General features: G+C 57.7%; 12 protein-coding genes. All 12 read right to left on the bottom strand.

What is annotated here, in order from left to right; translation table 11 throughout:
- Positions 1-36: 36 nt before the first annotated feature.
- The 12 genes from ASC96_RS14930 to ASC96_RS14875 all read right to left on the bottom strand — a co-directional run bounded on the left by ASC96_RS14930 (position 37) and on the right by ASC96_RS14875 (position 14377).
- A complete protein-coding gene (locus ASC96_RS14930) occupies positions 37-483 on the bottom strand; it encodes a MarR family transcriptional regulator (protein ID WP_156397486.1) in 447 nt (148 codons plus the stop codon).
- Positions 484-529: 46 nt separating this feature from the next.
- A complete protein-coding gene (locus ASC96_RS14925; protein ID WP_060503852.1) occupies positions 530-1561 on the bottom strand; it encodes a Gfo/Idh/MocA family oxidoreductase in 1032 nt (343 codons plus the stop codon).
- A 118-nt stretch (positions 1562-1679) separates the two neighbouring features.
- Positions 1680-2615, bottom strand: a complete 936-nt coding sequence (locus ASC96_RS14920) for a helix-turn-helix domain-containing protein (RefSeq protein ID WP_060503851.1) — start codon at positions 2613-2615, stop codon at positions 1680-1682.
- 602 nt (positions 2616-3217) lie between these two features.
- Positions 3218-4204 carry a D-2-hydroxyacid dehydrogenase family protein gene (locus ASC96_RS14915; protein WP_060503850.1) on the bottom strand — a complete coding sequence of 329 codons (987 nt, stop codon included), beginning with the start codon at positions 4202-4204 and terminating at the stop codon, positions 3218-3220.
- Positions 4201-5268: a branched-chain amino acid ABC transporter permease gene (locus ASC96_RS14910; RefSeq protein WP_060503849.1), complete on the bottom strand. Its 1068-nt coding sequence runs from the start codon at positions 5266-5268 to the stop codon at positions 4201-4203. The genes ASC96_RS14915 and ASC96_RS14910 overlap by 4 nt, the downstream gene beginning before the upstream one ends.
- A complete protein-coding gene (locus tag ASC96_RS14905; protein WP_060503848.1) occupies positions 5265-6185 on the bottom strand; it encodes a branched-chain amino acid ABC transporter permease in 921 nt (306 codons plus the stop codon). The genes ASC96_RS14910 and ASC96_RS14905 overlap by 4 nt, the downstream gene beginning before the upstream one ends.
- The gene (locus tag ASC96_RS14900; protein ID WP_060503847.1) at positions 6182-6937 is read right to left on the bottom strand and encodes an ABC transporter ATP-binding protein; all 756 of its coding nucleotides are present in this window, start codon (positions 6935-6937) and stop codon (positions 6182-6184) included. Before ASC96_RS14900 ends, ASC96_RS14905 begins: the two co-directional genes overlap by 4 nt.
- On the bottom strand, positions 6934-7749 hold the full coding sequence (locus ASC96_RS14895; protein WP_244482059.1) for an ABC transporter ATP-binding protein: 816 nt from the start codon (positions 7747-7749) through the stop codon (positions 6934-6936). Before ASC96_RS14895 ends, ASC96_RS14900 begins: the two co-directional genes overlap by 4 nt.
- A gap of 23 nt (positions 7750-7772) precedes the next feature.
- Positions 7773-8972 carry an ABC transporter substrate-binding protein gene (locus ASC96_RS14890; RefSeq protein WP_060503846.1) on the bottom strand — a complete coding sequence of 400 codons (1200 nt, stop codon included), beginning with the start codon at positions 8970-8972 and terminating at the stop codon, positions 7773-7775.
- Between the two features lie 249 nt (positions 8973-9221).
- A complete protein-coding gene (locus ASC96_RS14885) occupies positions 9222-11003 on the bottom strand; it encodes a hydantoinase B/oxoprolinase family protein (RefSeq protein ID WP_060503845.1) in 1782 nt (593 codons plus the stop codon).
- Positions 10996-13077, bottom strand: coding sequence for a hydantoinase/oxoprolinase family protein (locus tag ASC96_RS14880; protein ID WP_060503844.1), 2082 nt, complete (start codon positions 13075-13077; stop codon positions 10996-10998). Before ASC96_RS14880 ends, ASC96_RS14885 begins: the two co-directional genes overlap by 8 nt.
- Before the next feature lie 148 nt (positions 13078-13225).
- The gene (locus ASC96_RS14875; RefSeq protein WP_060503843.1) at positions 13226-14377 is read right to left on the bottom strand and encodes a hypothetical protein; all 1152 of its coding nucleotides are present in this window, start codon (positions 14375-14377) and stop codon (positions 13226-13228) included.
- Between the last annotated feature and the right edge of the window lie 152 nt (positions 14378-14529).

Below are 14529 nucleotides of genomic sequence, written 5' to 3'. Positions count from 1 at the left end.
TGTTGTTCTGCATATTCGACCTAGTGGCGGCGGCCTTTAATCGCGTGCAAGCTTTTCGAGCAGCGCCAGCAGTTGCCGCTGTTCGGTTCGATTGAGTTTCGATTGTGCCTGCGCCAGCCCGTCGGCGATCTTCGGAGCCATATTCTTGACCAGTTCGCGTCCCTCCTCGGTGATCGACAGGAGGACTCTGCTCGGCCCCGAGCGGTTATCTGTTCGAGACAACAAGCCCCTTGCCTCGAGATCTCGCATTATCCTCGTCAGGCTCGGTGGAAGGATCATGCTCTTCTCGCTGAGACTGGTCGCGTCGAGTGGCGAGATCAATTCCAGAAATCGGAGAATACGCCATTGTTGCTCGGTAAGATTTCGCCCACGGAATATGGGACGATATTCCGCAAGCAAGGCTTCCCGCCCCCGCAGCAGCAGCATCCCGAGCCCACGCCCAGGATTGGAAGGCAACCGCGCTTTGGTCGAATTTTGCTGCACGCCCCCTGCCCCCCTGCCGCGGATGCCTCGGCTCCCGATTCGCCAACTATGTGCTTTTCACCGGCTCGACCCTGCCGGAAGCAGCGGACGCAACAATTGCATCGATGACGGCGAGGCTCGCAACTGCGTCGGCCGGAGAGAAAACAACCGGGCTTCCTTCCAAGACCGAATTCGAAAACGCCTGCACCATTAATTCATACTGACTTGGCGCAGGAACGACTTCCTGGCGACGCTCGGTGGTTCTACCATCAGTGATGATAATCAGAGGTTCGTCCACGACGTCACCCCATCCGGGAAGAAACCCCCTCGGCACCTCGATCGTGCCGTGGGTACCGATCAGGGTGTAGAAGCTGATCCCTCCAGCGCGGTGCGATGATGTGACCAGCCCAATCTTGCCGTCTTCGAACTCGAGGATCGCCGACGTCGTAACGTCTACTTTGTACCGGGGATCGATATCCTGCAGGGCAGTTACACGCCTTGGCTCGGAGTCAAACATCCAGCGGCATACGTTTACTGGGTAGCAGCCGGCGTCAAGCAGCACTCCTCCTCCCAGCTCTGGCTTGAGGACAATATTGTCCCCGCTTGGGGCAGCCATCCTGTTCGTGGAAAGATGCGCCCTGACTTCACGAAGTTCTCCGATGACGCCCTCCGCGACAAGCTCCTTCACCCTCTTGTGCAGAGGATGGAAGCGATACATGAACGCCTCCATCAAGGTGACTCCAGCCTCTTCGAATTCTTTCACTATCCGCCGGGCGCTCTCTGCATCGGTAGAGAGAGGCTTTTCACAGAGAACGGGGATTCCCTTCTTGGCGGCTTTTATCGCCCACTCCTCATGGAGAGCATTCGGAAGCGGAATGTAGAGGACGTCGATCTCCGCCTCGTCGAGCAGAGTTTGGTAGTCCCGAAAAACGTTATCGATGCCGAACTGAGCGGCAACCTCTTGGCCGCGAGCGAAATCACGGGATGCGATCGCCGTCACCCTGTTGTTAGGACACCTGTTTATCGCAGGAATAACCTGCGCTCGCGCTATGCTCGACGTGCTGAGTACTCCCCAGCGTAGCTGTTTTTCGACCGTCACTCTAACTCTCCTCACCCAGAAGGGACTTTCGCTATCCTTGTGCGGGTTGGGTGCAGCGTGCAAGGCGGAATGCCCGCCTTGCGCGCCTAGTCAGAGGTTGTGGCGCTCTGGGTCAGGATCAGCGAGACACGAGTTTGTTGGGCTGAAGGTTGTATTCCTTTTTGAAAGCGCGCGTGTAGTGAGACGAATCCTTGAACCCAAAGCGGAAGGCGGCTTCCGTGACCTGACGGACGGTTCCATCGGATAGCGCGCGATAGCTCGCCGAAAGTCTCTGCTTCCACAGCCAGCGCATTACCGTCGTCCCCTCCGATGCGAACATCCGGTTGAGGGTGCGTGGCGAAATTCCTTGCGATTTGGCGATCGACTCCACATCTAAGGAGCAGTCGCCAAGTTGTTCTAACAGCGCACGTTTGATCCGCTTCAGCATAAGCGCCTGGGCGGGAGACGGAACTTGATCGTCCCCCAAGGTATCCTTTACCGCAATGCACAGGATGTCGAGAAGCGAGTTGCCCATTTCCCGGCAGCGACTTTCGCTGGGAAGTCGTCCGAGGGTGGCAGCGTTCTTAAGCACACTCGCTGCGAGCTGTGTAGTAGGTCGGTCCGCGCTTAGATGGACGGCAAACTGTCGATCAGCTTCCGGTATCCGGCTGGTCATGAGAGGACGAGGTATCCGTGCCGAGATTGTCCGTGCCGCCGTCGGAAAACGGAGCGAATAAACCTGGCTCGTATCGTAAACCAGAAGATCGCCCGCACCGTAATGGATTACCTCGGAATTCCGTTCGAATGCACCTGCCCCCTCCAGGTTCAACACACAAAGAAAGTCGTCATGCGCCGAGCTTCTGATCTCACTGGTACCGTGGAAATACTCCACCGATGAAAACGAAGTGTCGGAAAGCTGGACCGGGCCCCAGTCATCGATCCGCATATGGCCGTTGAAGTCCGCGCCACGATCAAAGGTGGGCGTGACAGCTACATGGTGGCGGCAGACCATCTCACGCCAGTAGTCAAGGCGTTCTGGACCCTTATTACATTCAGTATGAAACGCGAGGCTCATCGCTACCTCCCTGTAGTGAGCACAATCTCACAATCCACTCCTAGTGGACCGTTTTGTCAAGTTACCATGTTAATAACATAGTTTACGACAGGTCCAACCTTTCGGGTCGATCTTGACGTGCGCGGCAAGGGTCCGCAAGGAGAAAATGCACTGTCTTTACGCATTTTTGATCCTTGGCGAAAAAACAAGCAGCCGGAAAAGGTTCGCATTATTATAAGGCAGCCAGAGATTAAATCGTGCTCAGTCACGTCGGATTTCCCACATCTAAGAATCTTTCGCGACAGCGAATTGCGATATCCGTGGGTCGGGGCAAGGATGCACTGCCAACCCGGGTCGCGTCTATTTCATCCGAGTTGAGGCGATAGAGGGCCAATACTGTTGTAAAGCAGGTGCTTGTCAACCGCGACGCTAGAGGAACGCCAGATGGCCTGAGCTCCTACGGCTATCACACCAATGGAGTCTATTACGCAATGCGCCGGAATAGGGTCTTCTTTGACACCTGATGCGTAGCCAAAATACCCGCTAGAAATTCTGACTTGGAATAGCTGACAAAAAATGGCGCGGTCTCTCAACCGCGCCAAGGTGTCCGGAGGGAAGCGTTCTTACGGACGCGCGCCTGTTGGGTTGCTCAGACGGACCGGATTTCCGTCGAGCCAGGCGATAATGTTTTCAACGGTTTGGCCGTAGAAAAGCCTGTAGGTATCTTCGGTCACATAGCCGAGATGCGGCATGGCGAGTACGTTTGGCAGCGTTCGGAAAGGATGGTCTTCCGGCAGCGGCTCTTGCGAATATGTGTCGAGCCCTGCTCCTCCTATCTTTCCTGCCTGGAGTACCTCAGCAAGGGCCGCCTCGTCGACGAGCGGTCCCCGTGACGTGTTGATAAGCCAGGCGTTCGGTTTCATGCGCTCTAGTTCCGCCTTCCCGACGATACCTCGTGAGCGATCACTGAGGACCATGTGAATGCTGATGACGTCCGACCGCTCAAAGAGCTCGTTCTTGCTCACCGCCTCCACTCCGTGCTCGGCAGCATGTGCGGGATCGAGGTTCTGACTCCAGGCAATGACATGCATTCCAAAGGCGGCACCGACCTTGGCCACAGCCTTGCCAAAATTGCCAAGACCAAGAATGCCAAGGGTACGGCCGTGAATATCCTGACCAACTGTATGCTGCCATTTTCCCGACCTCACCGCCGCAATTTCCTGCGGTATCCGCCGAATGCCACTCAGGATGAGGCCCCATGCCATCTCCGTCGTGCCATAGGAAAGGTATTCGGTACCTGAAACGGTGATGCCGAGTTCGGAAGCCGCCTGCATGTCGATCGACGCGTTCTTCGATGAATTCGAGGCCAAGAGCTTGAGTTTCGGCAAAGCCTCCAACACCTGCCTGGTCATGGGAGCCCGTTCGCGCATCACACAGACGATATCGAAATCCTTGAGGCGCTCGATGAGGGCGTGGGGTTCCACGAGATTGTCACGGAATACCGTGATCTCGGCTCTGCCATCCAGTACCGACCAGTCTGCCATTTCAAGCGCAACGCCTTGATAGTCGTCCAGGATGGCAATTTTCTTCACAGCTTGGTTTGACGTCATTGGGCGGCGTCCTTTTCTATGTGGTTGAGGAGAAACTTCGGGAAACCGATTTCCTTGCCGCGCATCAGGCCGCTCGACCGATGGATCAGAGTGATCACCATGAAAATCCCGAGACCGATCTCTTGCGATCCCAGGGGAAGCGACAGGGTGACGCTTTCCGATATCGCAACTCCACGCTCAAACGAGCGCAGCAGCTCCGCTATCAGGCTGACGCACACAACGCCGAGCACAGCGCCAGCAAGGCTTTCGGTACCGCCAACGACCAGCATGACAAGCAACATGAAGGTCAGGCTCAGGTAGAAAGCGTCCACGTTCAGGATGCCGAGGAAGAAAGTGTAAAGTGCGCCTCCGCATCCCACGACCGCCGCACTCAGGACGAAGGCTAGCAGGCGCATTCCGTAAACAGAAACCCCGGCGGCACGAGCAGCCACCTCGTCGTCCCGGCTCGCCTTCAGCATGAGGCCGTATCTTGAACGCTGGAAGAGGAAAGCGACTAGGATAACAACGGCCACGAACGCGACGGTGACCCACAATCCCCCGAAGCCTGGGATGTTCGTCAGCGGAGCTACCCCGCCGGTGACGCTGTCCCAGTTCGCATAGACCCGGTTGACAACGATCATGAAGGCGAAGGTCGCAATGGACGCGGCAATATCGGAAAGCCGGACAATGACAGCGCCAACGATCAGGGCGACGAAAGCGGCGAAAGCAGTCGCCGCAAGAACGCCTATCAGTGGAGACCATTGTCCTTCCTGGACGGATACAGGCAGCCCTGTAAGCATGATCTGCTTGAACATCGGGTCCATGGTGAGCCAGGCAGCCATGTATCCCCCGATGCACGCGAACGCGACATGTCCGAAAGCAAAGATGCCGGAATTGCCGATGAAAATGTAAAGGCCGATCACGAGGACGATGCGTATCAGTATCTCGTTCCAGACGGTCTGAAACATCGACGGAGTGAGCAAGGATACCACCGCGGTAGCTATGGCGATCAGTGCTATGAGTGAAATCGCGGGCCAGAAGGACTGCAATGCCTGGCCAAACTTGGAGGTCGTGCGCACGTTCATACCCTCTTCTGCGTGTTTCGGGCGGGGAAAAGACCGTTCGGCCGAACCACCAGAACGACGATGACGAGACCGAATGCGAAGGCATCTCGGAAAGCCTTGAGGTCGGAAGGTAGATATGCCTGCAGCATCGTGACCGCTATTCCGATCAGAAAACCGCCAGCCACAGCGCCGACAAGGGAACCCATTCCTCCGACGACGACCGCCACGAAAGCAAACAAGGCAAGCGGCGATCCCCAAACATAGTTGATCGTTCCGCTCTGAGGCAGGAACAACAGGGCGACGGTCGCGGCCAGAATCCCGCTGATTGCAAACGCGATGCCGATGACGAGGTTGGCGCGGACGCCGACATATCGCGCCATTGCAAAATCTTCAGCGGCGGCCCGCATCTGGATGCCATACCGGCTGTATTTCAGAAACAACGTGAGTGCGACCATCAGAGAGACGGTCACGACTATGGTTATCATCTGAAGCGTCGGTATGCGAAGACCGTTCCATATGATCTGGGTGTTGATTTCGTTCCAGAGGTTCACGCCCTTGGACTGAGAGCCGTAGAACATGAGGATGGTGTTCTGGAGGATATAGCTGACCGCGAACGATCCCATCATCAAGGTGGGCGCAGACGCGTGTCTCAGCGGACGGAAGATAAGAAGTTCGGTCAACAACGCGATTACGACCACGATGATGCACACGGTGGGAATGACGAAGAACCATGGCCATTTGCCGACATACAGTTCGGCGGCGGCGGCGGCCGACGTGGTCGGTACGATCAGCGAATACGCGCCGATCGTGATGAAATCGCCATGTGCGATGTTCGCGAGCCTGAGGATCCCGAAAAGAAGCCCGATGCCGAGGGCCGCTAGAGCGTAGATCGAACCGAGACTGATGGCGTCGAGGAGGGTCTGAAGAAACATCGTCATGGCTGTGCCTTTTTTTCTCCGCTGTCGGCGAAACCGAAATACGCCTTCTTGATCGCCTCTCCGTCCCTGAGGTTATCGGCTGCGTCGTTGAGCTGCACCAATCCGCCACGCAGAACGTATATTCGCGTGGCGTATTGCATGACGCGGGTCGAACTCTGCTCGTTGATCAGAAGCGTGACGCCACGCTCACGGCGGATCTTGTCGAGCATCGCATACACCTGATCGACGATCTTGGGTGCGAGACCGAGCGAGGGCTCATCGACCATGATGAGGGTCGGTTCCGTCATGATTGCACGGCCAACCGCCAGCATCTGCTGTTCGCCACCCGAGAGACGACCCGCTGGATAGGAACGGCGCTCGCCGAGGATAGGAAACATCTCCATGATCTCTTTCATCACGGAAGCAGATCTTTTGCTGTCGCCGCGAAGATAGCCAGCAACCTTGAGGTTTTCCTCGACGGTGAGCGTACTGAATATTCGTCGTCCCTCTGGGACGAGTGATACGCCCAGGCGCGCTATGTCCTCTGGCCGGGATGAACTTATGTCCTTCCCGCCGAGTGTTACGCGACCGTCCTTTGAACGAAGCCCGCCGGCGATCGCCGACATCAACGTGGACTTGCCTGCTCCGTTCGGACCGACGACGCAGACGGTTTCGCCGCATGCAACCTGGATTGAGACCCCGCGCAACGCAGCGATCTGACCGTAGCTTACATGGAGGTCGTGAACCTCCAGATGGTTTCCTGTACCGGTCATTCCACGATCTCCGCTCCGAGATAGGCGCGCAGGAAGGCTTCGTGCGCCTGCACTTCCGCGGGAACGCCTTCGACGATGGTTCGTCCGCCATCGAGTACATGAAGACGGTCGCTTAGCCCCATGACGACGTGCATATTGTGCTCGATCAAAAGAACCGCGCAGTCGAATTTACGCGGCATGGCTCTGATAAGGTGCATAAGATCGTCGCATTCGGTGTCTGACATCCCTGCTGCGGGTTCATCGAGCAAGACATATTTTGCGTCGGAACAGAGGGCTCTTGCGATGTCGAGGCGGCGTTGATCGGTATATGCAAGACTTTCCGCTGGCCTCTGCAGCACCTCGCGCAAACCGACCCATTCAAGCAGTTCGACCGCTTGCTTTCTGGCTTTGTCCCTGCTCGCGCCCATTGCGATCGCGGATACTTCCGCATTTTCAAGAACCGACAACTTGCCGAAAAGGCGGCCCGATTGAAACGTCCGCGCCACGCCCTCGCGCCTGAAGCGGGAGGCTCCCCACTTACGTGTTTCGTGCCCGTTCAAGGTGACTTCGCCCGAAGAGGGCTTCTGAAAACCAGTCAGCACGTTTACGAGTGTGGTCTTCCCAGCGCCGTTCGGTCCGATAAGGCCTACGATTTCACCGACACAGAGTGAAAGGGTCACGTCACTTATGGCAGCCAGGCCACCGAACTTCACTGTTAGTTCACTCACGGCCAGACCATCCGTTCTGATGGCGGGACCCCGAGTGTTAATTTGGTTTGCACCCACCGCGCGATTCTCCGAAGCATTGGCCGACCGGATGGCGGCACGCATCATTGCGTGCCGCCGCTCTGGAAAGATTAATTACCGACGCGGTAGAGAACTTTGTCCGGGATGGCCTGGTCAATAGACCATTCCTTCACGAAGACCTGCTTGCCGCCGGTGAACTCGGAGACCTGCATTGGCATGGAGGTCTGAATGTGCAGCTTCGGCGTGAACGTCCGCGGACCGAGGGTCGTGGGCTCGTTCGTGAAAGTGTTCATCTTTGCGACAACGGCACTTGTCTCTGTCGTTCCGACTTCAGTCACGGCCTTTGCCCAGAGTTCAAGCCATGCATAGATCGGGTAGGCGAACATGCTCGACGGGGCTTCGTTGTATGCGTCCTTGAATTCCTTTGTGAGCGCGGCGACTTCCGGGCGGGCGTCACCATCGATGATAACGGCGGTAGGAATATAGAAATTCGTGAGCCCCGGAACCGCAGTCGTCCAAGCCACGCCATCGAACATGGACGGACCAAGCAGGGTCACGTCGATGCCGGCGGCTCTGATCTGGCGGATCGCACCACCCGCTCCCAGATGCGAGCAGATCATGACACTGTCCGCGCCATTGTCCCGGATAGCTGCGGCAATCTGGCTCACCTGAGATGCGATCGAAGCGTCGTCAAAGCGGAACTGCTCCCATCCGACGATTTCGCCGCCCAAACGTTCGTAGTTCCACTTGTAGCCGGCGCACGCGGACTTCTGGGCTTCACCCGCGACGTCTTCCAACACGAAAGCTTTTTTCGAGCCCTTTTCCTTCATGCTCCAGTCGGCGATGACCGCGCCGTCCAGCTGGGAAGCAATCCCCGCTGTAAACGAATTCGGGCCGACGCCGAGCACACCCGCCTTTGGATCGACGGCACATTGAAACACAGAAATCAGGCCAGCCTTCTGGACCTGGACGGCGGCCGGCGCGCCAAAGTCGTAGTCGCAGCTCACAAGAACAAGATCGGGCTTTTCGGCAATGACCTGCTGGCCGGCTTTCACAGATTCAGCGAGGTCCGTCTTGTTGTCTGCGGTTACAAACTCGATTTTCCGACCCAGCAGTCCGCCCTTCTCGTTCATCTGCTTGATCCACAGCTGAGCGAAACGATAGCCGTCTCCGTCCGTGACAGCCTGGCGACCAGACATCGCGATGGCGAAGCCGATTTTAATCGGTGGCTCCTGCGCTGCTGCCTGTCCCGCGAAAGGGATCAGGGCGGCGACCGCAAGAATGAAAGACTTAATTCCTCTGTTTCTCATAACGTTCCCCTTGTGAGCGTTTTCGCTCGTTGAAACCCATGGCCTTGCCATGCGTCGTTTAGAGAGTGAGACCAAGGCAACCTGCCTTGGCTGGATTGCGCCCGCCTTTTGAAAGGTCGCCGGATCGCACTTCCTACTGTCAGTCTACTGCAGACACTCGTTTGTCGGCTTGACTCCAAGTGCCAATGAATGGGGTCTTGCGCGCCAAACGAAGGTGGGAGGGGTAATTGATCGCCCCTCCCACGACACTCATGCGGCGCGAAGCCGATCCGTTTCCTGCTGATCGATACCGGTGACGAAACCTTCGTTGTCGAAGAACAGCGCGACCTTGTAGATGTCACGGGCGCGTTCTACCGTCTCATAGCCCTCGCTGACGTCTTCCCTGACGAGCGCTGGATCCCGGTGGGCCGGATTGCCGTAACCGCCGCCGCCGCTATCCAGTCCGACGATAGTTTCGCCCGGCTTGAGCAGGCATGCCAGATACCCCGGAAGAACTTCCTCCCTGCCGTCGGCATGTACTTTGGTGTTGGCTCCCGGCAGAGCGTCGTGGCCGCCTTGAACGCCTCGTGGGCCTGTCGCAACACCGTTGGTAACCTGCATCACCATCATGTCGTTACTGCGGGGACCGAACTCCGCGCGTGTTGCCACGCCTCCCCGCTGGCGTCCCGCTCCCGCGGTTCCCGGCATGAGCTTCATCGATTTGACGACAATCGGCAGACGCTGTTCGGAAATCTCGATGCTGTCGCGATAGCAAAGCCCTGCACCAGCGATGACGGTGAACACCTCGAGCCCGTCCGCCACGGCGGATGCCGGTCCCCCGCCCCCCATGATAAACATCTGATTGACGTATTCGGCATTGTTGTATCGCTCGTCGCGGCCGGAGATCACGCCAGTCGATACGCCGAGAAACATGTTCGACTCCGACAGACCGTACCCGTCACCCAGTTCCGCGATTGACGACTGCGCGGCGTTGCAGATGACGTCAGCAAGCAACGTCGTCGCAGTCGAGCAGCTGTGCGGGAACTCGGGGATACCGACAACGCAGTTCTCGCGCAGCAGTACGTTGATGCGACGGAAGGTTCCCGAGTTCAGCGGAAGATCGTGCTCCAGGCAGTTGAGAATCCCGGTGATTGCCATCCCGGTCGCTGTCGCCTGGCACAGGTTCACCCCGGCATCCACACAATCGATGTTCTCACGAAGATCGACGGTGACCATGCCCTTTTCAGGTTCGATGGTCAGGCGAACGAAGATTTCCACGCCGTCCGGAAGAAAGTCACCGAGCGGATCGAGTTTGCCGTGGCGTGTGAGAGTGGCAGCCGGAAGTTTGGCGATTGCGGCCGCCGCACGGCGTTCGGAATAGTCGAGCCACGCATTGAGGAATTCCTTGACAGCTTCGACACCGAATTTTTCGACGAACTTCTGAAGAGCTCGCTCGCCCACACGCGCAGCGGCGATCGCGGATTTGAAATCGCCATGCCATTGGTCCGGAACGCGGATGCGCCGCCTGCACATGCGCACGATGTCATCATTGTCTTCGAAATCACGCTGGACCCGAACCATCGGGAAAATGATAGCGCCTTCCTCGTAAATATCCTTCGCGGCAGCGTAATACGTCGTAGGCACGCTGTTGCCGCAATCCGCCTGATGGCACTTCACGACAGTCGTGAACATGTGCTGGCCTTCGACAAAAACCGGAACCAGGATCGTGTGGTCCGCAGCGTGTGTGTTGCCGTTGTAGGGGTCGTTGTTGAGAAACGCATCACCCGGACGAATGTCAGGATGGCTTTCCAGCATGGCCTTGCCTTGAAGGTTGCTGCCAAACGCGTGCACGGGCAGCGCTTCTGCCGCTCCGACAATGTCACTGTCCGCCGACAGGATCGAGCACGAGAAGTCGCGTGCCATCCCGATAACACTTGAATTGGCGGTCAAGATGACTGTGCTCGTCATCTCGCGAACGATCGCGTCCAAGCGGTTGCCCATAATGGCGAGTTGGACGGGATCGAACTCGCGTGTTTTGGTCTGATTAGTCATTATTGCCTCCGAATTCGAAGATGTAGCTACCCTGTTCCGACAGGCGTCCGGTCATGTCTGGCTCGACGACGATGGTTGTCGTCGGCTCTTCGATGATCGCCGGGCCGTGGACAACGTAACCGAGCGGCAAAGTGCGGCCGTCCAACACCTTCGTTGAAACGAGCCCCGTCGCCTGGAAAAAGACTTGGTTGTTTCGCTCGATGATGGCGGTACCCTTTTCCGGACCGCTCCACGATGCCTGCGGCCGCGGAAGTACAGCAGCGACGCGAAGACGCCAGTTGATGGTCTCGACATCGGTACCGAGACGATCCACGGAATACAGGCGCTTGTACTGCTCGGCGAACGACTTTTCGAGGGCCTTGATATCCGAGGCCTCGTCAGCCCAGGCGATCGGCAATTCAAGCTCAAGCTCCCACTGTTGGCGGGTATATCGAGCCTCGACGAAAAGCTGCCGCCGGAATGTGTCAATCCCCTTCTCGCGGAGTTCGTCCTCGAATTCCTTCGCCTTGGACTTCAGCCCCTCGAGCGCACCCCTCACCGCAGTACTGTCAAAAGCGCTCGTCAGAGCGTAGCAGGATGCGGAGAAATCGATTGCGATATCCGAGAACTGCCCGCCGGCCGCACTGATCGCTCCGGCCGTCTTCGGTATGATGACCTTCTTGGCTTTCATGCTGCGTGCGATCGACAGAACGTTGAGGCCGGCGGCACCACCACCTGCGACGAAAACGCTGTCGCTCGGGCTCACGCCGTCATTGATCGTGATGTCCTCGATCGCCTTGATCATCGTTTCGCTTGAAATCTGAATGATGGCAGAGGCCGTCTCCTGAACGGATTTCCCGAGTTGCCCGGCTACGGTCTTGATCGCTGCCTCGGCTGCCGGGCGATCCAGTTTCATTCGACCACCAAGGAATTTGTCGGGATCGATGTATCCAAGCGCCACGGCAGCGTCAGTGACTGTCGGCCGATCGCCGCCACGACCGTAGCAAGCCGGGCCTGGCACCGAACCCGCGCTGTGCGGGCCAACCCGCAACATTCCACCCGCGTCCACCCATGCAATCGAGCCACCGCCTGCGCCGACGCTGCGGATATCGACAGTGGCCATGCCGAGCATCGTGCTGAGCAGAGGTACGCCCAGCCAGGTTTCGCGGGTGTATTTCACTGTTCCGTCGCGGATCAAGCTGACATCGAACGTCGTTCCGCCCGTGTCGACGATGATGACGTCGTCTCCGAACCCTTCGGCGCGCGTATAGGCGATCCCCGCGAGCGGCGCCATCGCAGGTCCCGACTTCGCCATATAGATCGGCTTCTGCTGAACGTCATCGATGTGCATGACGCCACCGGAAGAAGAGCTCACAAGCAGCTCGCCCTTGAAGCCCGATCCAAGCAGGTCCGTCTTCAGATCGGCGAGGTGACGCTGCATCAAAGGCTTCAACGACGCGTCGATCGCGGCAGCCGAGGTACGCGGGAACTCGCGGATGATGGGATTGAGCTCCGAGGCAAGCGTATACGGCACGCCGGGCAGGATTTCCTCAATCAGCCTGGCAAGCTTTTGCTCGTGCTCAGAGTTGGCGATAGACCAAAGCAAGCTGACGGCGACCGCTTCAATGCCGATGCGGCCGAGCTTTTCGATAATCTCGCGGGCCTTGTCGAGATCGAGCGGAGTGACGACGCCACCCTCGGCATTCATGCGCTCCGGAATTTCGAAGGTCAGCCGACGCGGAACGTAAGGCGGCTCAACTTTCGAATTCAGCTCCAACGCATTGAGCTTGCCGCCCTTGCGGAATACCAACAAGTCCTGAAAACCCTCCGTCACCAACAGCGCGGTTTTTGCCGTCTTGCGTTCGACGATGGCGTTCGTGGCGCGTGTGGTCCCGTAGACAAGGACTCTCGTCTCAGCGAGCAAATTGGAAAGACTGATGCCGAGTTGGTCAGCCGCGTTGCCAATCGCGTTGGAAAGGCCGGTGAAGCTGCGTTCCGGAGTGGTCAAGGCTTTCCCGATCGTTAGCCGACCATGTTCGTCGGTTGCAACGACATCGGTGAAGGTGCCGCCTGTGTCGACGGAAATTCTGTACATAATGCCTCCAAGCAGTAGTTGTTCTGGCGTTCGCCAGGGGGCACCACTTCGCGGGAAACCCGCAGTGGCTCTAGCTGAACCCTAACAAATGCTGCGGAGATAGGCCTTGCTGTGAGCGCCAGAATGCCTGTTCGGGCCGGACAGGCTGTCAAACCGCCTTGTCGGCCATCAGGGTCAAATTGATCCGTCTCCCCGCAAACGTATTGGCGAACGTAGCCGCATTCGTTTTGTGAAGATATTTCGACGGAAAAACGACGGCGCGATTACCGCGATATGGCACCACATGCGCGTGTGCATTTGCCCTCTCGATGCGAGCTTTGTTGAGTTCCGGTCGCGAGTTGTACTGGTCAAACGGTATATCGTCGGCAATGCGCAGGTCGTAGATCGTCATCCCGCCCTGATCACCGGTGTCGACGAGATTTTCCTCGCTGACAGGCCAGACATTAAGGTTCCAGTCGCCTTGGTCGGCGTGGATGTCGATGCCTTTGGAGTTTGCGAGATAACGAAACGCCCAAAGCTGAGCGACGACCACGTTCCCAACCAGCTTCTCGACCACTCCGCGAAGGTTCTTGGCAACCTCAAGCATGAGTGGCGTAGCCAGCCCATCATGTAGATGTGCACCGAGATAGCTTCGCTGCGGCCGGGCGTCGAACCAGATCGTGGACGCCAATAGCTGTTCAAGCAGACCGGCCAGCGCCTGCGGGCTGAAAAGGTTGTCGATGACATAGAACCGGTCGCCATCGCCGCCATAGAGAGGGATCTCCTGGATTTTCATGTCGGTGGAAAGGAGATCACCGTCAACGGAGAGCGCCGGACGGTTGGGCGCGAGCTTCAGCATCGCCGTTACCCAGGGCGAAATGAAATCGAGCATACCGGCACCCGAGCGGCCATAAGCAGATTCCAGAAAATTCCCCGCAGCGGCAAGCTCGCCAGAAACGGCATCAGTGTACCAAGGTGCTTGGCCAAGCCCTTTAAGATGATCGAGCTGATCCCTGAGGTTCGATACGAAAATCGCGCTTGTCGGTTCGTTCGGAGCGGGGGCGACGTTTGGAGGCAGTTCTCCGGCCCAACTGTCTGGACGGCGTTTGATCATGAAGGCCCGGTCAAAGTGACGGAAAGCGCCGTCGAGATCACCGAGACGCTTGTGGCATTGGGCAGCGTTTACGTGCATGGGCCAGGATTCGAATCCCATCGAGAAGACCTGATTGTAGAGGTTGAGCGCCGAGGAAAAATCTCGATGGCCGAGCGCACCGTCCGCGCAGACGAGAAGATTTTGGGCGTCACTCTGTCTAGTATTCACTGCTACTCTCCTCGCATACCCGTCGGCGGCCTGCAAAGAACCGGAAGACGGCGTCCCCTTCAATATACGTCGGTTCTGGTTTTTTCGGTTCGGACTTGTGTGGCTGGCTTTGCCTTGAAGTCTGCGAGCAGTTTCGCCGTTGCGTTTGCGAG

Origin of the sequence: Rhizobium sp. Root1204, assembly GCF_001424965.1 — a bacterium.
Lineage (GTDB): Bacteria > Pseudomonadota > Alphaproteobacteria > Rhizobiales > Rhizobiaceae > Pararhizobium.
The sequence above is the reverse complement of the archived record's forward strand: the minus strand, read 5'-3'. Positions and strand labels throughout refer to the sequence as shown.